The following is an 18,265-nucleotide window of genomic DNA, read 5'->3' on the forward strand; positions in this document are numbered from 1 at the left end:
TTTTTTGAAGGAGGATTTTATGAGTCAACATTGGGGAAAAGCCTTAATTTTAACAACAACTCTCTTGACAATTAACATCAATTATGCTAAGTCTTTAACCTTTGGTGAGGCCGTTGGTATTGGAGCGGGGGCCTTGTTAATCAACCGGGCGGTACAGGATAATAGACAACGTTATCGATTTGTGCCACCAGAGCAAGAATTTCAGCGCGGACTAGAGGACGGGTTTAACTTTGCCCGCTATGATAATCCGCGCAATTCCAGAGACTACGATGACGGTTTTATCGAGGGAAGAAGACGGCGGGAGTCGGGTTGGTCCAGTCCCAACCGGAGAAGTTAATTATTTTTTTGGTCTGCGTCCCACTTCGGCGGTTTCTTGAATGGAAAATATCCTCAATTTGCCGTCGATGGGAGCGACTTTAGCCACCGCTTCCGATGCCACTATATAGTTATCACCCTCAGTATTGGTAATATTGACTACCCGCTCGCGAGTGATAATCGCCATCTCGTTATTAGCAAGAATATCCACGTCCCAATTCTCAGAAAGAACCTCTATACTTTTAATATTTTTGTAGGATTCCTCTAAAAATATTTTATGTTCCGTGATGCCATCTAACTCAAAAATTTCGGTACTAGCATCGGTTTTAATGGTCAATTGCGAGGAAATAAACGGGGCATAGTGTTTGAGGATTAGGGGGATATTTTTATCTTTAATGGCGGTTTCAATGTCTTGAATCATTGCTTTAATTTCCGCTTCACTGATTTTTTGTCCCCAATCGCGATTACCCGATTGTTTCACCGGCACTATCGAGGGATTAGCATGGACAAAAGGGGGGGAGATACCGGGGAGAAGGGATAAACCGAGCAATAGAACAATTAATTGGGGAGAACGCATAATTTAATAAACTTGGTAAATTCAACCCGAATCATAGCATTTTCTCGTTACCGAATAAATCCTCAAGGTGAAAGGGCTGCATCTCATATTGGTAACTTTCTCTCACATATAGGTGAGCAGCAGCAGTTATTAAAAGAGGGCTTATTGCACCAATGGTAGGGGCGCATCGTGGTCAGTGAGTTTATTGAACTGCGTGCGCCCAAAATGTAATATAGATATTTCTACAAAATTGAGATGCCCCAAGTGAAAGTCCCTGGTTACTCATCGTTCGCTCATTTTTTCGAGCAAGAGTGGGTCAAACAGGTTAAAAAGCTTACCCAATAAAGGATTGAGCGGTTCGGACTGACTCGGTTTCATCCCGAAGCCAAGTAGTCAGTAGTAAGTAGTCGTGCAAAATTAATTTGCTAGTGAAGATAGGCAAAAGGCAAGAGGTGGTTAGATATGTGTAATTAATTTTGCGGCTCTTCTAGGTTCTGTGTGATAAGTTTAACTTACATAGGATTGATCAGTCTTTGTGTCCTTTGTGTCTTTGTGGTTCGTTCCACCCCCTCGCTAGGAAGAATGTATCTTAGAATACAGAGAGCCCATTTTGCTTAGGTACTTATAAATAGACTCCTCTTCCACGACCTTTATAGACTTTTTTATAACTAATCTTTTTATCAATTTAGTATTCAATATATCCAGTTAAACGATAACTTTTAAAAATTTCTTGTATCTTCTTTTCTAAGACTTTCTCATCCTTACCTGGTCTTTTTTGGGCTCTTCGGTTTGTCTTATGCAAGGGACGGGATGATAGGAGATGAAACCCTTATAGAGAAAGACATTGCTGCGATATTTGTCAATTGTTTTCGATCTAGAGCGAGCTAATCAATTAAGTCTCTTGCCAGATAAGGATTTAGTCGATTTATGCCACCCGATCGAACTATACCAAGTAACGAAGAACCGTGATCAGTGAACTGAAAACTCACATCTGATAACTGACTCCGGACTGCCGATTACTGATTTGACATTTGGGCGGTGATTACGGTGAGATCGATCGCCCTTTCCCCCCTTCTGATTCTTAGGGGTAAAGATTGACCAATTCCAGTTTTTTCCACCATTTCCTGTAACTCAGCGCCATCGCTAACCGGTTGATTATTAGCTTTAACAATCACATCCGCGCGACGGATCCCGGCTTTTTCGGCGGGGGTATTGGGTAGGACTTTCACCACCAAAATTCCCGACACTTCCGGCACAATCATGGGAGAATTGGGGTTTTGATTATTAGCCCGGGCTAAATCGGGAGTTAGATTAACCATCTGCACACCGATATAGGGATGGGCCACCTTTTGACCTGATTCTAGGGTCGCTTGTAACTGCTTGGCCCGGTCGATGGGAATGGCAAAACCGATCCCCATGGCATCAGCACGAATCGCCGTATTGATGCCGATGACTTCCCCTTGGGCGTTGAGTAAAGGACCGCCGGAATTGCCGGGGTTAATAGCGGCATCGGTTTGGATAAAATCAATGCGTTTATCGGGAATACCCGCCTTAGCCGCCGAGCGCCCGATCGTGCTAATAATTCCTAAAGTTACCGTATTATCTAGACCGACGGGATTGCCTACTGCGATCGCCCAGTCCCCCACTTGTATGGATGCGGAATTGCCCAGGACGGCCACAGGTAATTTTTCCCCTTGGGGATTAATTTTCACCACGGCTAAATCAGTGATCTCATCAGTACCGCGTACTTCTCCCTTGAAGCTACGACCATCTTTTAAAGTTACCGTTACCTTATCGGCATTATCGACCACATGGGCATTAGTTAAGATTAAACCACTGCCATCGATAATAAAACCCGATCCCTGGCCCGCTACTCGCTGCTGGGTGGGAACACGAAACTGTTCCCCAAAAAACTCCTGAAAAAAAGGATCATCAAAAAAGGGGCTATTGGGACGAGTAATGATCGCTTCGGTGTCAATTCGCACCACTGCCGCACCCGTGCGGGCCACTGCCTTAGCGACAAAACTTTCCGCCGTCATCTCTGGGGGGATTCTGGCCAGATCGGCGGCAGCAGTGGGCAGATTTTGAGCATTTACCGCCGCTAAACTGCTAAAACCGAGCATAACTCCCAGAAAAGTTGCCAAAGCGTGGGTAATAGTTCGCCGTAACCCTGTAGGAAGTTTCATACTTTGATCTCTGAATTCTGATGTTTTAACTGTTTCTGTCTATCGGTTGACAGACCGACTATTAAAAATCTAACAAATCGATCGCTCCGTTTAAATCCAGAAATAACCGACGATTGACACCAAATCCGTCTGCTGGCGGATTTGGTGATGGTTTGCCGTTTACTAATCTCTGATCACTAGGGGCGATTGCAGGGTAATATTTAAATCTCGATCGGGGTTAACAGAGTATAACTGCGCGGAACTACCACCGACAATTCCCGCCGTCGGTAAACCCCATCCTGCAAGGGTTCCCACGGCTGCCCCCGCTAAGACATCGAGAACTTCGATCTTGCGATCGCCCGTAAGGGCAGCGATCGCTGTGGCTGCCCCCGCACCGGCGACGGTTCCCGCTAAGATATCTTGAGTTTTTGCCCCTTTACGCACGGTTTCAGTGGTAGTAATTAATCGCGAAGTGGCATTGAGGGGAATAGTGCGATTACCCCCATCGAGGCGAATTTCCTCGGCAATAAACCGCACACCTTGGCCCATCGCTTGTAAAGTACCCTTGACTTCACTTCCCGCTGCAATCACCACACTCCCATTCCGGTTACGAATATCTCTGGCTACGGTTAAAGTCAGAGGAATAACATCACTTTTAGAAACTAAAATTTTATCGGCTTTCTCGTAATTCAAAGGGATAACTGTTCCCGCCGGAATCGAGATTTGTTGAGCGATGAGACTTTGCCGATTAATATTACTTTGAGCGAGGACGGGAAAAGTGCCGGACATGGAACCCATGAGCAGGGTAATCAGTAAGGCTGTACTGGCTCTGGTAACAGGATTGATAGACATAGCGGTTATCCTCTGAAAAAACAACAGTGAACTTTCTCTGTTTCTAGATTATTTTTTTCTGTCTGTCATGTCAGTCCCCTCAACAGGGAATTTTTTCCCTATAGAGAGGGAAAAAAGTAGAATAGGGGAATTTCTGCGTTTTGTCCATCGACCGCAAAAGAGAGCCGAAAAGCCTAGAATGGTAAAAAACCTCGGATTGCCATCGTCTATGGAACTCGCTGCCGGAAAAATCCTTAGTCATCGCTACCAAATTATCCGTCAATTGGGAAAAGGGGGATTCGGACAGACTTTTTTGGCCTGCGATCGCCAGTTACCCAATCAAAATCGCTGTGTGATCAAACAATTTCAACCCCAGTGCCGGAATGCCGAAACTGTAGCCATCGCTAGACGACTCTTTGAAACCGAGGCGAAAATCCTGCAAGAATTGGGCAATCATCGCCATATTCCCCGTTTATTTGCTTATTTTGAGGAAAATGGGCAATTTTTCCTCGTGCAAGAATACATTGAAGGGGAAGATTTAGCCACAGAAATTACTGCCGGTGTCTATAGGCAAAATGAAGAGAAAGTAGTGGCTTTATTAATAGAAATTCTCTCAATTCTCGAATTTGTCCATCAGAAACAGGTGATCCATCGCGATGTTAATCCCTTCAATCTTATTCGTCGCAGCCAAGATGATCAATTGGTTTTAATTGATTTTGGTGCTGTCAAACAAATTAGCACTCAAGTAGTTAAAGAAGGTAAAACCGTTTCTACAGTCGCTATCGGTACTCCCGGTTATTTCCCCAGTGAACAGGCCCAAGGTTATCCCCGTTTTAGTAGCGATATCTATGCCACTGGTATGATTGGATTACAAGCTTTAACCGGTAAAGCTCCCGAAGATATTCCCTTGGATGCTCGCACGGGGGAAATTCTCTGGCAACATTTGGCCATGACTAGCGCCGAGTTTAGTGATGTTATCGATCGCATGATCTGCTATGATTTTCGTCAGCGTTATACCAGCGCCAGTGAAGCATTAATCGCTCTGAGAAAATTAGGAAAAATTCATCATCTCGATCCGAAAATTACCCAGGCAGTGAAATCTCAAAGTCAAGTTGCTCGTCAAGGGAAATCTTTGCTAACAAAAATCTTGTTTGTATCGGGGACAATTGGTTTAATAGCTGGTGCTTATCTGGGGTTTGACTATTGGCAAAATTCTCGTAATTCTCTTGGTTACTATCAACAAGGTCAGACTTTTTATCAACTCAAACGTTATACTGATGCCCTTAATTCCTATGGTCAAGCCTTAAAAATTAATCCCGATTATCTTGAGGCATTGCAAGGAAAAGCCGATGCTTTATTGGCTTTAAAAAGATACTCGGAAGCTTTAAATACCTACGAAAAAGCTATTCAAATTAACCCAGATTCCGCTTGGCAAGCTTGGCTCGGTCGCGGGGAAGCTTTAGATAAATTAGATAAAAATCAGGAGGCTTTAGAAAGTTTTGAGCGGGTCTTATCTCTTAATCCTGCCGCTAGTCAAGCTTGGCAAGGTAAAGCCGATATTTATCTAGAACTGCAACAATATTCCGCCGCCCAAAAAGCTCTTGAAAAATTGTTAACTTTTCAGCAAAATGATGCCAAAATCTGGTATAAAAAAGGCTGGTCATTACAAAATCTTGAGGATTATGAAGGGGCAGTTAAAGCCTACGATCAGGCTTTAGCGATCGAGTCAGATAATGCCTTAATTTGGTATCAAAAAGGTAATAGTTTGTATCAATTAAATAAAATTAATAATGCTTTAGAAAGTTATAGCAAAGCCGGACAATTTAATCCCCAATTTTCCCAAGCTCACTATAGTCAAGGGATTATTCTGCAAAAATTAGGCCGCAATTCAGAAGCTTTGGAGGCATTTACTCAAGCAACTAAAGCCAATTCTAATTATTATCAAGCTTGGTTAAATCAAGGCGCATTACTTCATCAACTGGAAAGATTTCAAGAAGCGATCGCATCCTACGAAAAAGCTCGCCGTATTTCTTCCCAAAAAGCCGAAGTTTTTATCGGTATCGGTAACGCTTGCTATCGTTTAGGCGACTATTCCCAAGCCATAACCGCCTATCAACAGGCGATTCAAAGACAAAAAGATAACCCCGAAACCTGGAAAAGTTTAGGCAATAGTTGGTTTAAACTCGGTCAATACGAGCGAGCGATTCAAGCTTATCAAGAATCACTTCGTTATCGTTCCAATGACCAAGAAGTGCAAACACAAAAACAACTGGCAGAAACTCGCTGGCAAGAACTTCAGCAATCTCCCCAAAACCCAACCCCGAAAGTGGATAGCGAGGAACCAGTTCCCTAACTTCCGCTCTTTTTTCAGATAGTGATCCAATTCAGACTTGAATTGGCCAACCTATTACTATAACATATAATCAATTTGCAAGAGTTCTAATTATTCACTACCAGCTAATCAGCGATCGCTATTTTAGTTCAGTATAAAAATTCTGCGCTATCCATAGCGTGGTAGGAAATGGGAGTTAGAAGACAAAACAGGATAGACTTTTCTCTAGTCCGATCGATTTTGGTGGCCATGAAGGATTTATTGGCGATTTTTAGCAAGGAATTAAGCTCTTGGTTTCGGCGCTGTTGGTTAGCGATACTCTTAACCGGCAGGGTTTTTTACTTCCTATTCACGCGCAAACCCGATTGGCGCGTCACCCAAGAACAAATGGTGGCAGCTGGGCCTGCTTCGCTGATTATCGCCATGATCACGGCTGCGGTGATCGGGATGATCTTTACCATCCAAGTGGCCCGGGAGTTCCAAGCTTTGGGTGCTGGCAGTATGGTGGGGGGAATTTTGGCCCTTGCTCTCGGTCGGGAACTCTGTCCGATTATGATGGCGATCGTGGTAGCCGGTCGGGTAGGATCGGCTTTTGCGGCGGAAATCGGCACCATGAAGGTGACAGAGCAGATCGACGCACTCTATATGCTCAAAACCGATCCCGTGGAATATCTGGTGCTGCCTCGTTTAATTGCCTGTTGTCTGATGGTTCCCGCTTTGAGTATTATGGCGCTGCTGATCGGTTTAGGTAGCGGTTTGCTGGTCGGCCAAAGTTTATACGGGATTGCTAATTCAGTTTTTCTCGACTCGGTTCGCGGTTTCCTGCGCGTGGGAGACGTGCTGAGTGGACCGGTTAAAGGGTTGGTTTTTGGGGCTTTAATTGCGATTATCGGCTGTAATTGGGGTTTAACGACCGATGGCGGTGCTAAAGGAGTTGGCCAAGCTACGACCGCAGCCGTAGTCACTATGCTCTTAGCGATTTTTGTATCTAATCTGCTGATGACTTGGATCTTGTTCCAAGGCTCTGGTAATAGTTCGGTTTTATTTGGACAGTAAAGTTAAAAACGCTCATTTTCTAGCTATTGTTCTAAATCCTCTACTGACTGAAAATCTAATAAAGCCTCTCCTAAGTTTTCTAAATTTTCTAGAGAAAGACTTTGGATATTGGCGGATAATTCGGCAGAAATTTCACCTATACGCCGATTTAATAGACGTAGAAGCAAGTTGACGGCTCCGTCTTGTCTTCCTTCCTCTTTGATTTCTTGATAGATGACAGATTCTTTCATAATATCCTTCCTCAACAATTGTTGAATATTGATTATCCCTAGGTTGAGATTAAATTATCTCTAATATCCACCGGGGAAGTATTTAGCAAGACAATCGGAACAAATTGCTGCTTTTCTAAAATTATCTCCATCGTCTTGTACGTTAGCTGATGCTTGACCACAGTAGGAACAAATTTTAAATATCGTTGCTATCGTTCTCTGTTCTTCCACATCATCAAAATCATAAAAACACTCATTGCTGAGAATTTCACCGATATTGACATCGCAACGGAATGATTCTTTAATTATGTCCAAAACTATCGACTGTTGTTCTTCAAAACTTAGGGACTGAAACGCCTTATTTTTCAAATACAATCGACCTAACATTGCATTGACGGCATAACTAGCTTGATGATCTGACATAATGATAATAGAGGGAATTAATAGAATAAAAATAACCGCAGTAAATTAGTTAAAAACGCTCATTTTCTAGCCATTGTTCTAAGTCCTCTACTGACTGAAAATCTAATAAAGCTTCTCCTAAGTTTTCTAAATTTTCTAGAGAAAGACTTTGGATATTGGCAGATAATTCGGCAGAAATGCCACCTATACGCCGATTTAATTGACGTAGAAGCAAATTGATGGCTTCTTCTTGTCTTCCTTCCCCTTTGATTTCCTGATAGATGACAGATTCTTTCATAATGTCCTTCCTCAACAATTGTTGAATGATGTCTTTGTTTAATACTAATCCGGCGAGAATTGCGGTGGAGGCAGCCAGATTGCTTTGTTCTCGACTGTCGCTGATTTGTTCGATTTTTTGGGCGATTTGCCGCAGTAAATTCTCTTGCTCCTCAGCTTGAGCTAGTATAGCAAAGGGCAATAGTCCCGGTGCTTGCAATAAGGGTTGATAGGGTTGTTCCCATAGTCTAATCACCTCAAATTGATGATAAGTTTTTCCCTGTTGATAGTCATTCTGTCTGACTAGGGGTAAGGTACTTTTCCTTAGATAAATCACTACCTGATAGATAGGTTTGCCTTGATAGCGTCGATAGAGTCTTGTGGCATAATCGAGCATTCTATAGGGAATATCCTCTTTAGGGTCGGTTTGGAACTCAATATGTAAGATTAGTTCTTCTGACTCCAAAAAGATTAAACTATCGGCTCTTATCGGCTCTAATGATAACTCTGAGGGTTTAATTTCGGTTAAATCCAAAGGTTTACCTAATAACCAAGTGGCTAAATCTCTCGAATATTCCAGGGCGATAAATTTACAAGTAGAATCATACATCAGTCTTGACTATATTTTACTCAAAAATAGAGATAAATAGACTAAAGCCTGGTAAGACATCCTCTCCGCTGAAATTAGCGGGTAGTTCCATAATTTCTACGGGTTGCTGAGGACGATAAATTTCCACCTGTTGTTGTTGAGGATTAACTAGCCAACCTAATCGCAAACCACTGTGGAGATATTCCTGCATTTTCGCTTGAATTTCTGGGAGGGAATCGCTACGGGAGCGCAGTTCAATGACGAAATCAGGACAAATAGGCGGAAATTTCTCCTGTTCTTCTCGACTTAGAGCTTGCCAACGAGTTAAACTCACCCAAGCGGCATCAGGAGCGCGATATCCGCCTTTCGGCAAACGAAAAATCGTCGCCGAACTAAAGACTTTACCCAATTGGGTTTGATGATTCCACAACCAAAGCAAACTAATAAAATCGGCCTCTCGGTTGCCGCTAATTCCCCCAACAGGTGGCATCACAATTAATTCTCCTTGAACGTTTCTTTCCAATTGCCAATCTGGGTTAACTTGACAGAGACGGTAAAACTGCTCATCGGTGAGATTGACTGTATCTAAGTTTAAAATCACTGCTGCCATAGCTATATTTCACCCTAGAAAACACTCTAGTCTTAATTATAGTCAATTAGATTCCCCGCCAGATTGCGATCGCACCGTCTCGATCTCCAGTGACTAACCAACGACCATCTTGACTGGCAACCATTCTTAAGATGACGTTTCCCTTCAGGGTATTCAAGCGCCAACGGGTATTAACATCCCAAAATTTGACGGTTCCATCCCCGGAGGTGCTGGCCAAAACTTTGCCCCCATCGAGCAGGGCCATATCAGTAACAGCGTCGTTATGGGCGAGAATAGTAGTGGTGCCGATGCCGCTTTTCACTTGCCAACCGCGGATCGAACCGTCTTGACTAGCAGTACCAGCGGTATTACCATCCTTGGAAAAAAGCACCCGATAAACGGGGAATAAATTACCCGCATAGGCACGAATAAAGCGACCGGTACTCACTTTCCACAGTTTAACGAAACCATCGTAATCGGCGCTCACAATTCCTTTACCATCGGGACTAAATGCGATCGACTGAATCGGATGATTATGGCCGCGCAGGGTTTTTAACAGTGTACCCGTCTGAAAATCCCAGAGTTTAACTGTACGATCCCAGCTACCCGTGGCCAAAATTTTGCCATCGGGAGAAATAGCGGCATCGGTAACGAGAAAAGCATGGCCAGGATAGGTCATTTCTAATTTTCCCGTGCGCGTATTCCAGCGTTGCACTTTTCCCCCCGCATCGGCAGTTACGAAAGTCTTACCATCGGGACTAAATTGGATAGCGTTAACAGTATCTCCTAGTTGCCAAGTCCTGAGAGGTTTTTGGGTTTTTAGGTCCCATTCCCTAACCGTGCCGTCAAAACTACCACTCAGCAGCCTGGAGTTATCGGGACTAATAGCCAAAGCATAGATGGGATCCTGATCGGCTTTTAAAATAGTAACCCGTTCGACGGTCTGCCAAGGAACCATTTCTGCTAGGGGAGGTGCTTGCGGAGTGATGATTTTGCCTTTTTCCTGATTGACTGCACAACCACCAGATAGCAACAGTAGCAATGATAAAGATAATGTCGGTTGATAAAGGGTTATTTTCATAGAATTTTGCCGTTGTCAAAATCATCTTAAACTACTTTAAACTTGAACGGGTAGAATTTGAATAGAATAACGACAACGAGGAACAAGATAAATGACAAATTCTTGATTGGTTGTGTTAGCTTCTTCCAGAACATTCTGTAAATTTTCACCGTGAGCAATGACCCCTTTTTCATTATAGGCAATGTATTGATTTTTATACAAATCAAGCACGGTGTCACGATTTTTGTTTAACCAACGTAACATTTCTTGGGCTTGTTCTTGAGAGATTGAGTCTGTCATAATCTTTCTAAGGAGAGACGGTTTTTATGAGAAGAAAAGCAGCACTAATCAGTTTATTTTTGTCAATTAAAGCTTCTATTTGCTCCGATTGATAACAAGCTGCTTCGACTTCTAAAGAAGCGGCATCCAAAGCATTAAGATAAGCATCGTTTAAAGTGTCTGTTAATTCTTCATCACTTAAATAATATCCTGCCGCTTTTCGGCGTTTATTTTGGCGTTGAATTTCTCTAACACTATTGCGAATGGAGACATCCCAAGAACGAGTGGTTCGGTTTTCTGCCTGTTGTTTAATCAAATGCAGTAATAAGATAACAGCATAACTACGAATGGTGCTAATAATCCCATTTTTGCTCATATCTTCAAGTTCTTCTACAATCGCCAGTGAACCTTTAATATCACCTTTTAAGAGCAAAGCTTTTAATTCTAAAAGTTCTTCCATAATCCAATTTCTTCCCCCAAATATACCTTAATTATATCTTGCCACAAGTCTCTCTATCCCAAAGCTCATTTAAGGCCATCTTGAGCAAAAAATTAATCATTTTTTCATCTAGTTTGAGGTTTTCTGTGCTATGCTGTGGCCGTTCTTGTGAAAATGGAGTTTTTAATTATGACTCAAAGATTAGCAAAACTAATTGATTTTCGGGTATTGTAGCGGCGAATTGCATTCTATCTCTGATGTATAAATGCGATCTTCTTCTTTTAACTTTAAGCTAAAATAGATTGAGTTCGTTGTGATCGATCGATGGGAAAAAAAGAAAAACTGCTAGAAAAAGCCAAAAACTCGCCTCAAGGATTACGTTTTAGCGAATTTGAGAGTTTGCTTAATCTTTGTGGTTGGACTTTTGACCATCAAACAGGAAGTCAACACATTTGGTATTCATCCAAGAGAGTCCGTCTATCTATTCAACCGACAAAAAACGGTGAAGCGAAAGCTTATCAAGTTAAACAATTTTTAAAAATACAGGAGGAAGAAAATGAACCCAACAACCGACGATTTTAACGGTTTTAGCATTAATATCTTTCAAGATGAGGAGAGAGATTGGATAGCATACTTAGTAGAAATGCCTAGCGTTTCCGCTTTTGCTGATCGCCCTCAAACAGCACTCAATGAATTAATTGTAGCTTGGGAAGGCGTTAAAGAAAGTTATCGTCAACATGGTGAAGAAATTCCTCATTTAGCTATGACAAAAAATTAGACAAACTGTTGTGTATTGAAACTGGGTCTTAAAAATTTTAGTACAAATGCTCGGACTTTTTTTCCCAACCCCTAACCCCAAATTCTGCTACTCAGATTCAGGTTTCTTAGGGTCTTTTTCTGGGGTATTAGCGGGGGGATTTGGGGCTATTGTCGCAATTTGGGCGGCCATTCTTGTCATTGCTTGACCTTGGGCGAATTCCTGCTGTAGTTGTTCGCTAGAAGAAACCAAACGACTTAAACCCTGAATTAAGCGGATAATTTCCTGTCGCAGTTGCGGATTACCAGTAATTTCATCCACATCCGAGGTGATTTTCTGAAGATTGGCAAAAGCGGCACGAGAGGAGTCGAGGAGTTGCTGTAGGGTGACAACAGTGGCAGGATCGGAGAGATAAGCAGTAAAGTTACCCAAATTTTCGCTTAATTTAACAGCATTTGCCGAAATAGTGTTTAAATTGTCGATAATTTGGCTTTTCTGCACTTGTGTCAGAATCGGATCCAAAGCAGCGAGAGTAGTTTGTAGGCGATCGCTGGTAGTTTTGATACTATCGAGAGTGGCAATTAAACGATTTTGATTAGCTGCCAAAAAAACCCGCAGTTCTTCGGTAGTTTCTCCCACCAAAAGCAGCGTTTTTCGGGCCTCTACTAGGGTAGCGTCTAAATTTCTCAGGCCGCCACTTCCCTGTAAACTTCTCAGTAAAGTAGTCGCTTCCTGACTCAATCCCCCGACACCGGAAAGATCACTAGAAAGGCGATCGAGGGAACCGGATACTTGCGGTAAAGATTCTAGGGATCTCATACCCGAATTAACTTTACCTAGAGTACCGCTGCGACGTACCTCGCTTAAAGCGGTGGTTGCCTCACCACTAAAGCGATCGAGTCCCCCCAAGGCATTGGCAGCGCGTTGGGTAAAGGAACGAAATCCGGCCACCATATCGGGATCGCTAACTAGATTAGAAATTCTCAGTAAAGATCTGATCAAGGTATTGACATTGAGCGCCGATTGACCTTGTAAACGGGAACCGTTACAGATAATCACTTCCCCATTGCAGTTAGGACTCAAAGGGGGTTCTTTGACACCACCGACGGGTAAAGCTTGCAGGGGAGTAATATCGATCGTGGTTTCACCCACTAAACCGGATTGAATGGCTTCGATGAGGGAATTACTGGGAATTAGGCGATCTGCTGGCGAAATCTCCACTTCTACGGCGACTCCCTCCGGTTCTGGGGTAATTGCCGTCACTTGCCCGATTCTCACTCCCCGATAACCGACGCGGGTTCCCACCATCATGCCACCCACATTAGGAAAAAGGAAGCTGGCTCGATAACTGCGTCCCCCGAAGCTAAAATTACTTAACCAGGTGACAAACCAGATTAGTATTCCCCCCGATGCCAGTAACATTAAACCGATACCACTTTGCCGCAGAGTTGGGGAAATCCCTCGTTGTGAACCGCCAGCTTCCATAAATAATTACTCCTCATCTCTACACAGTATCAGGATACACAAAAACAGGTTTTCTCGAAAATGATCGGTAAGTTGAACGGTTATAAACAAGTGTATCAGCTGCAGCTGGAGTTAGATAATCTGGAACAAGAAGCGATCAAAATGGCCAAAGTAGCCATTAATCTAGAACAATACCTAAAACCAATTATTGGACAGTTTCAAGGCTTGATCGATCGCGTAGTGACCATTGACGGGGAACTTTCCCCCAGTGTCAGCGAAAAAGATGCCTCTAGTTTAGCAGTTGGATAGATTTTCTTATATACTTTTTCCCCAAGTATGACAACTGGGGAAAGCTGGAACGGTGGCACACCATAAATCATCCTCTTGCCAAACAATAATTTTAATATTCATCTTTAACTTTTTTGTTCTTATACGTCGAAGTAATGATCGATATCAATCGGGAACCACTCCCCATCTAATACCTGTTCGAGGGAGAAAGGAGGCTCGACAGGAATCGCATCGCCAGTGACGGTTTTCGCTTGTATTAGGGTTTTTCGAGCATTCGAGTAGGCTTTTTGAAAATAATCCCGCGCATGGTTACTGAGAGTAGTGGTTTCTAGCCACTCTCCTAGTTGAGTTCGGAAACTGGCGATTTCTCCTACCCAGTGACAGACGTTGCGTTCTCGCTCCCGTTCCGATTTGTGATAAGCTAACTTAAACAGGTGTTCGATAAGCTGGGTTAATAAACTTTCTACAGCCCGTCTGTCACTTTTCCCCATGCACTCCACTTCCTCGATCAGATTTTCCCAGTCCACCTCATCAAACTTTTTTAGCTTTAAAAGTTCGGCGGTTTTTGAAGCCCAGAGAACAAAATCCTGATCATATAAGGCTTTCATTGATAAAGCTGTTTCTACTGCCATAGTTTCGTTCCCACTGATCATAAAACTATGTCTTTAGCTTAACTTTACTAGCGCAAACCTTTTTAACTTTTTTGTCTTTCACTAAGCAGTATAACTCGATCTCATCAGACGTTATACAATAAATCTTGTCCCTCGATCGCATTTTCCCATGACTACCCCCTTCACTGCCGCAGAAATTGCCTCAGAAGGCATCAAACCCGAAGAATACGAAGAAATAGTCAAAAGACTGGGAAGACACCCCAACAAAGCCGAATTAGGAATGTTTGGCGTGATGTGGTCGGAACACTGCTGTTATAAAAACTCCCGGCCGCTGCTCAAACAATTCCCCACCACCGGCGAAAAAATTCTCGTCGGACCGGGGGAAAATGCCGGAGTAGTGGATTTAGGCGATGGATTGCGATTAGCCTTTAAAATCGAGTCCCATAATCATCCTTCTGCGGTGGAACCGTTCCAAGGTGCCGCTACCGGAGTCGGAGGCATCCTGCGGGATATTTTTACCATGGGGGCCCGTCCTATTGCTATCCTCAACTCCCTCCGTTTTGGTAACTTGCAAGATGCCCGCAATCGTCGCATTTTTGCCGGAGTTGTGGAAGGAATAAGTCATTATGGCAATAGTGTCGGCGTTCCCACGGTGGGCGGCGAGATATACTTTGATAATGCCTACAATGGCAATCCCCTCGTTAATGCCATGGCTTTAGGGCTAATGGAAACCGAGGAAATCGTTAAATCCGGGGCAAAAGGTCTGGGAAACCCAGTTTTATACGTTGGTTCTACCACCGGCCGCGACGGTATGGGAGGGGCGAGTTTTGCCAGCGCCGAATTAACCGATAAATCTATGGATGACCGGCCCGCGGTGCAAGTGGGCGACCCTTTTCTGGAAAAATCCCTGATAGAAGCTTGTTTAGAGGCATTTAAGACCGGCGCGGTGGTGGCAGCCCAGGATATGGGGGCTGCTGGGATCACCTGTTCTACCTCCGAGATGGCGGCCAAGGGAGGGGTGGGAATTGAATTAGACCTCGATAAAATACCCGTCCGGGAAACTGGGATGGTCCCCTACGAATATCTGCTGTCGGAATCCCAAGAAAGAATGTTATTTGTGGCAGCATCGGGACGAGAAGGCGAATTAATCGAGATTTTCCATCGTTGGGGACTTCAGGCTGTGGTCGCTGGCCAGGTAATTGCAGAACCGATCGTCCGTATATTATTTAAAGGGGAAATTGCCGCCGAAATTCCTGCCGCGGCCCTAGCGGATAATACTCCGATTTATCATCGGGAATTACTAACAGAACCGCCAGAATACGCCCAAAAAGCTCAATTATGGCAAGATAGCACGATTCCTATTCCCGAATCCTATAACGAGATTTTATTAAAACTGCTGGATAGTCCCTCGATTGCCTCAAAACGCTGGGTTTATCGTCAATATGACCATCAAGTCCAGAATAACACCGTTATTCTCCCCGGGGGGGCCGACGCGGCCGTGATTCGCGTGCGTCCTCTGGGTGCTAATCCCGCAAATTCTCGGCGAGGTGTAGCGGCGACTACAGATTGTAATCCGCGATACGTTTATCTTGATCCCTATAACGGAGCTAAGTTGGCCGTGGCGGAAGCGGCCAGAAACCTTAGCTGTGTTGGGGCCGACCCCATTGCTGTCACGGATAATCTCAATTTCGGAAGTCCGGAGAATTCAATCGGTTATTGGCAATTAGCCACTGCTTGTCAGGGTATTGCCGAAGCTTGTCGGGAAATGAATACACCGGTGACTGGGGGTAATGTCTCTTTGTACAACGAAACCGTTGATGCAGCTGGCAGCCCCCAGTCTATTTATCCGACTCCCGTGATTGGGATGGTGGGATTAGTGCCGGATATCGGGCAAATTTGCGGGCAAGGTTGGCAAAAAGCGGGGGATTTAATCTATCTTTTGGGTTTCTCCTTGCCAACTATCGGCGCTTCCGAATATTTAGCCGTTATTCACGGTTTGGTGACGGGAAAACCGCCGGTAATTGATTTTGAGTTAGAAAGAAAGGTACAAGCGGCCTGTCGTTGGGGAATTCGCGCCGGTTGGCTGAAATCTGCCCACGATTGCGCGGAGGGAGGTTTAGCCACTGCTCTGGCAGAATGCTGTATTAGTGGGCAGTTAGGGGCGGAAATTGACCTTTCTTGGCAGCATCAGGGACGTTTTGACGCGGTGTTATTCGGGGAATTAGCTAGTTGCATTATCGTCTCCGTTTCCTCCGAAAATCGGCAAGATTGGGAAGAATATCTAAAGACACAATTGGGAGACTATTGGCAAATAACCGGCAAAGTTAGCGAAAAAAGCGATATTCTTTTAATTCTTGACCAGAATAAACAACCGGCGATCGATGTTAGTCTAGAAACTATACAGCAAGTTTGGTCAAAAGCGATCGAAAGAAGGCTGTAATCTTGAGGCCGTCAGCTAGATAAGATGGCCGATTATATCGGTAAATAAAGGCTGATAGCTGATAAATAAATCGTTAAAAGAAGATTAAGATCGGTTAAGATTTTGTTACCAAAGTATTCTGCAGCCCCAACCCTCCCATGTCTAGCCATCCCGACTCATCTGTATCTTTTGCCAGTGTCGATAAGCCTGAAGAAGCCTGTGGAGTTTTTGGACTCTATGCCCCCGAGGAAGAAGTAGCAAAACTGACCTATTTCGGACTCTATGCCCTGCAACACCGAGGACAGGAATCGGCAGGTATTGCCACCTACGACGGGGAAACGGTGCATTGTTACAAGGAAATGGGCTTAGTTTCCCAAGTTTTTAACGAAACTGTCCTTAAAACCTTGCCGGGTACTCACGCCGTCGGTCATACTCGTTACTCTACCACCGGTTCTAGCCGTCGCGCCAATGCCCAACCTGCCGTGATCGAAAGCCGTTTAGGTAAACTTTCCTTAGCACATAACGGCAATTTAGTCAATACTTTTGAGTTAAGAAATGTATTAGAACAGCGCGGTTGTGATCTCGTCACCACCACCGACTCGGAAATGATCGCCGTCGCTATCGGTCAGGAAGTGGATAGTGGCAAGGATTGGATACAAGCGGCGATCGATGCCTTTAGTTATTGTAGCGGGGCTTACAGCCTTGTTATCGGCACACCGACGGGAATTATCGGGGCGCGGGATCCCAATGGTGTCAGACCCTTAGTAATTGGGGTTTTGCAAGAAGAAGGCAATCCCCCTCGTTATGTTTTAGCTTCGGAAACCTGCGGATTAGATATTATTGGGGCCGATTATCTGCGGGATGTGCAGCCGGGGGAATTAGTTTGGATTAGTGAAGATGGCTTATCTTCGGTGGATTGGGCCATTAAACCGGAGAAAAAATTATGCGTTTTCGAGATGATTTATTTTGCTCGTCCCGATAGCATTGTTCACGAGGAATCTTTATATACTTATCGGGTACGTTTGGGGGAACAATTAGCCAAAGAGTCGCCGATAGAAGCAGATATGGTGATGGGAGTTCCCGATTCGGGTATTCCAGCTGCGATCGGATTTTCGCGCATTTCTGATATTCCCTACGCGGAAGGATTGATTAAAAATCGTTATGTGGGACGAACTTTTATTCAACCAACCCAACACATGAGAGAGTCGGGAATTAAGATGAAATTGAATCCTTTAAAGGATGTTTTACAGGGAAAAAGAGTTATTATTGTTGATGATTCGATCGTGCGGGGAACCACTAGCCGGAAATTAGTTAAAGCTTTACGCGATGCTGGAGCAAGAGAAGTTCACATGAGAATATCTTCTCCTCCGGTGACTCATCCTTGTTTTTATGGTATTGATACGGACAACCAAGAGCAGTTAATTGCGGCAACTAAATCGGTGGCGCAAATTCAGGCACAAATCGGGGTGGATAGTTTAGCTTATCTCAGTCACGATGGAATGTTAACAGCAACGAAAGAAGATCCGAAAACCTTCTGTACTGCCTGTTTTAATGGCGATTATCCGATTCCTGTACCTGATAATGTTAAGCGATCGAAGTTGATCTTAGAAACAGTTAAATAGCCTCAC

At 44.0% G+C, this 18,265-nt stretch carries 19 protein-coding genes and 2 pseudogenes; 8 read left to right on the forward strand and 13 right to left on the reverse strand.

Annotated elements, in window-relative coordinates:
* Positions 1-19: 19 nt before the first annotated feature.
* The gene (locus EWV60_RS07230) at positions 20-337 is read left to right on the forward strand and encodes a hypothetical protein (protein WP_287231680.1); all 318 of its coding nucleotides are present in this window, start codon (positions 20-22) and stop codon (positions 335-337) included.
* Here the strand turns inward: EWV60_RS07230 and EWV60_RS07235 are convergent, their stop codons facing one another.
* The 3 genes from EWV60_RS07235 to EWV60_RS07245 all read right to left on the reverse strand — a co-directional run bounded on the left by EWV60_RS07235 (position 338) and on the right by EWV60_RS07245 (position 3,888).
* The gene (locus tag EWV60_RS07235) at positions 338-892 is read right to left on the reverse strand and encodes a hypothetical protein (RefSeq protein WP_002737808.1); all 555 of its coding nucleotides are present in this window, start codon (positions 890-892) and stop codon (positions 338-340) included. It abuts the gene before it with no gap.
* A gap of 995 nt (positions 893-1,887) precedes the next feature.
* Positions 1,888-3,057 (reverse strand): HhoA/HhoB/HtrA family serine endopeptidase, encoded by a 1,170-nt coding sequence (locus EWV60_RS07240; RefSeq protein WP_287231681.1) that lies wholly within the window; start codon positions 3,055-3,057, stop codon positions 1,888-1,890.
* A 162-nt stretch (positions 3,058-3,219) separates the two neighbouring features.
* On the reverse strand, positions 3,220-3,888 hold the full coding sequence (locus EWV60_RS07245; RefSeq protein ID WP_016515509.1) for a hypothetical protein: 669 nt from the start codon (positions 3,886-3,888) through the stop codon (positions 3,220-3,222).
* Positions 3,889-4,096: 208 nt separating this feature from the next.
* On the opposite strand from EWV60_RS07245, the gene EWV60_RS07250 reads away from it, so the two are divergent.
* Both EWV60_RS07250 and EWV60_RS07255 read left to right on the forward strand, forming a co-directional pair.
* The gene (locus EWV60_RS07250; protein ID WP_287231682.1) at positions 4,097-6,220 is read left to right on the forward strand and encodes a serine/threonine-protein kinase; all 2,124 of its coding nucleotides are present in this window, start codon (positions 4,097-4,099) and stop codon (positions 6,218-6,220) included.
* 228 nt (positions 6,221-6,448) lie between these two features.
* Entirely contained in the window at positions 6,449-7,255 is an 807-nt protein-coding gene (locus tag EWV60_RS07255) for an MlaE family lipid ABC transporter permease subunit (protein ID WP_002736708.1), read from the forward strand.
* A gap of 23 nt (positions 7,256-7,278) precedes the next feature.
* Here the strand turns inward: EWV60_RS07255 and EWV60_RS07260 are convergent.
* The 7 genes and pseudogenes from EWV60_RS07260 to EWV60_RS07290 form a co-directional block, all read right to left on the reverse strand.
* A pseudogene (locus EWV60_RS07260) lies at positions 7,279-7,512 on the reverse strand (DUF4351 domain-containing protein); the annotation flags it as partial.
* 33 nt (positions 7,513-7,545) lie between these two features.
* Entirely contained in the window at positions 7,546-7,887 is a 342-nt protein-coding gene (locus EWV60_RS07265; RefSeq protein WP_287231684.1) for a hypothetical protein, read from the reverse strand.
* Between the two features lie 49 nt (positions 7,888-7,936).
* The gene (locus EWV60_RS07270) at positions 7,937-8,752 is read right to left on the reverse strand and encodes a DUF4351 domain-containing protein (protein ID WP_123230918.1); all 816 of its coding nucleotides are present in this window, start codon (positions 8,750-8,752) and stop codon (positions 7,937-7,939) included.
* A gap of 16 nt (positions 8,753-8,768) precedes the next feature.
* A complete protein-coding gene (locus EWV60_RS07275; RefSeq protein ID WP_287231685.1) occupies positions 8,769-9,341 on the reverse strand; it encodes a Uma2 family endonuclease in 573 nt (190 codons plus the stop codon).
* A gap of 46 nt (positions 9,342-9,387) precedes the next feature.
* On the reverse strand, positions 9,388-10,401 hold the full coding sequence (locus EWV60_RS07280) for a WD40 repeat domain-containing protein (protein ID WP_287231686.1): 1,014 nt from the start codon (positions 10,399-10,401) through the stop codon (positions 9,388-9,390).
* Positions 10,402-10,437: 36 nt separating this feature from the next.
* Entirely contained in the window at positions 10,438-10,680 is a 243-nt protein-coding gene (locus EWV60_RS07285) for a DUF5678 domain-containing protein (RefSeq protein ID WP_002750707.1), read from the reverse strand.
* Between the two features lie 7 nt (positions 10,681-10,687).
* Complete coding sequence (locus EWV60_RS07290; RefSeq protein WP_103113052.1) at positions 10,688-11,119, reverse strand: DUF29 family protein; 432 nt, start codon at positions 11,117-11,119, stop codon at positions 10,688-10,690.
* Between the two features lie 303 nt (positions 11,120-11,422).
* On the opposite strand from EWV60_RS07290, the gene EWV60_RS07295 reads away from it, so the two are divergent.
* Both EWV60_RS07295 and EWV60_RS07300 read left to right on the forward strand, forming a co-directional pair.
* Positions 11,423-11,680, forward strand: coding sequence for a type II toxin-antitoxin system HicA family toxin (locus EWV60_RS07295; RefSeq protein ID WP_287231687.1), 258 nt, complete (start codon positions 11,423-11,425; stop codon positions 11,678-11,680).
* Positions 11,655-11,876 carry a type II toxin-antitoxin system HicB family antitoxin gene (locus EWV60_RS07300; RefSeq protein WP_016515189.1) on the forward strand — a complete coding sequence of 74 codons (222 nt, stop codon included), beginning with the start codon at positions 11,655-11,657 and terminating at the stop codon, positions 11,874-11,876. The genes EWV60_RS07295 and EWV60_RS07300 overlap by 26 nt, the downstream gene beginning before the upstream one ends.
* Positions 11,877-11,963: 87 nt before the next feature.
* Here EWV60_RS07300 and EWV60_RS07305 read toward each other — a convergent pair whose 3' ends face one another.
* Positions 11,964-13,340, reverse strand: coding sequence for an MlaD family protein (locus tag EWV60_RS07305; protein ID WP_287231688.1), 1,377 nt, complete (start codon positions 13,338-13,340; stop codon positions 11,964-11,966).
* Between the two features lie 30 nt (positions 13,341-13,370).
* On the opposite strand from EWV60_RS07305, the pseudogene EWV60_RS07310 reads away from it, so the two are divergent.
* A pseudogene (locus tag EWV60_RS07310) lies at positions 13,371-13,607 on the forward strand (formylglycine-generating enzyme family protein); the annotation flags it as partial.
* Between the two features lie 27 nt (positions 13,608-13,634).
* Here EWV60_RS07310 and EWV60_RS07315 read toward each other — a convergent pair.
* Entirely contained in the window at positions 13,635-13,730 is a 96-nt protein-coding gene (locus EWV60_RS07315) for a type II toxin-antitoxin system HicB family antitoxin (RefSeq protein WP_373276164.1), read from the reverse strand.
* 17 nt (positions 13,731-13,747) lie between these two features.
* Positions 13,748-14,260 carry a DUF29 domain-containing protein gene (locus tag EWV60_RS07320; RefSeq protein ID WP_287231689.1) on the reverse strand — a complete coding sequence of 171 codons (513 nt, stop codon included), beginning with the start codon at positions 14,258-14,260 and terminating at the stop codon, positions 13,748-13,750.
* 127 nt (positions 14,261-14,387) lie between these two features.
* Between EWV60_RS07320 and purL the strand changes: the two genes are divergently transcribed.
* Both purL and purF read left to right on the forward strand, forming a co-directional pair.
* On the forward strand, positions 14,388-16,658 hold the full coding sequence (gene purL / locus EWV60_RS07325) for a phosphoribosylformylglycinamidine synthase subunit PurL (RefSeq protein ID WP_287231690.1): 2,271 nt from the start codon (positions 14,388-14,390) through the stop codon (positions 16,656-16,658).
* Positions 16,659-16,795: 137 nt separating this feature from the next.
* Complete coding sequence (gene purF / locus EWV60_RS07330) at positions 16,796-18,259, forward strand: amidophosphoribosyltransferase (RefSeq protein ID WP_287231691.1); 1,464 nt, start codon at positions 16,796-16,798, stop codon at positions 18,257-18,259.
* Positions 18,260-18,265 lie beyond the last annotated feature (6 nt).

The organism is Microcystis sp. Msp_OC_L_20101000_S702, assembly GCF_007095705.1.
GTDB lineage: Bacteria > Cyanobacteriota > Cyanobacteriia > Cyanobacteriales > Microcystaceae > Microcystis > Microcystis ichthyoblabe_A.

What these genes read in the sequence shown, in the direction of transcription:
- EWV60_RS07230 (WP_287231680.1), top strand. Translation starts at nt 20, where the DNA reads ATGAGTCAACATTGGGGAAAAGCCTTAATTTTAACAACAACTCTCTTG.
- EWV60_RS07235 (WP_002737808.1), bottom strand. Translation starts at nt 892, where the DNA reads ATGCGTTCTCCCCAATTAATTGTTCTATTGCTCGGTTTATCCCTTCTC.
- EWV60_RS07240 (WP_287231681.1), bottom strand. Translation starts at nt 3,057, where the DNA reads ATGAAACTTCCTACAGGGTTACGGCGAACTATTACCCACGCTTTGGCA.
- EWV60_RS07245 (WP_016515509.1), bottom strand. Translation starts at nt 3,888, where the DNA reads ATGTCTATCAATCCTGTTACCAGAGCCAGTACAGCCTTACTGATTACC.
- EWV60_RS07250 (WP_287231682.1), top strand. Translation starts at nt 4,097, where the DNA reads ATGGAACTCGCTGCCGGAAAAATCCTTAGTCATCGCTACCAAATTATC.
- EWV60_RS07255 (WP_002736708.1), top strand. Translation starts at nt 6,449, where the DNA reads ATGAAGGATTTATTGGCGATTTTTAGCAAGGAATTAAGCTCTTGGTTT.
- EWV60_RS07265 (WP_287231684.1), bottom strand. Translation starts at nt 7,887, where the DNA reads ATGTCAGATCATCAAGCTAGTTATGCCGTCAATGCAATGTTAGGTCGA.
- EWV60_RS07270 (WP_123230918.1), bottom strand. Translation starts at nt 8,752, where the DNA reads ATGTATGATTCTACTTGTAAATTTATCGCCCTGGAATATTCGAGAGAT.
- EWV60_RS07275 (WP_287231685.1), bottom strand. Translation starts at nt 9,341, where the DNA reads ATGGCAGCAGTGATTTTAAACTTAGATACAGTCAATCTCACCGATGAG.
- EWV60_RS07280 (WP_287231686.1), bottom strand. Translation starts at nt 10,401, where the DNA reads ATGAAAATAACCCTTTATCAACCGACATTATCTTTATCATTGCTACTG.
- EWV60_RS07285 (WP_002750707.1), bottom strand. Translation starts at nt 10,680, where the DNA reads ATGACAGACTCAATCTCTCAAGAACAAGCCCAAGAAATGTTACGTTGG.
- EWV60_RS07290 (WP_103113052.1), bottom strand. Translation starts at nt 11,119, where the DNA reads ATGGAAGAACTTTTAGAATTAAAAGCTTTGCTCTTAAAAGGTGATATT.
- EWV60_RS07295 (WP_287231687.1), top strand. Translation starts at nt 11,423, where the DNA reads ATGGGAAAAAAAGAAAAACTGCTAGAAAAAGCCAAAAACTCGCCTCAA.
- EWV60_RS07300 (WP_016515189.1), top strand. Translation starts at nt 11,655, where the DNA reads ATGAACCCAACAACCGACGATTTTAACGGTTTTAGCATTAATATCTTT.
- EWV60_RS07305 (WP_287231688.1), bottom strand. Translation starts at nt 13,340, where the DNA reads ATGGAAGCTGGCGGTTCACAACGAGGGATTTCCCCAACTCTGCGGCAA.
- EWV60_RS07315 (WP_373276164.1), bottom strand. Translation starts at nt 13,730, where the DNA reads ATGAATATTAAAATTATTGTTTGGCAAGAGGATGATTTATGGTGTGCC.
- EWV60_RS07320 (WP_287231689.1), bottom strand. Translation starts at nt 14,260, where the DNA reads ATGATCAGTGGGAACGAAACTATGGCAGTAGAAACAGCTTTATCAATG.
- purL (WP_287231690.1), top strand. Translation starts at nt 14,388, where the DNA reads ATGACTACCCCCTTCACTGCCGCAGAAATTGCCTCAGAAGGCATCAAA.
- purF (WP_287231691.1), top strand. Translation starts at nt 16,796, where the DNA reads ATGTCTAGCCATCCCGACTCATCTGTATCTTTTGCCAGTGTCGATAAG.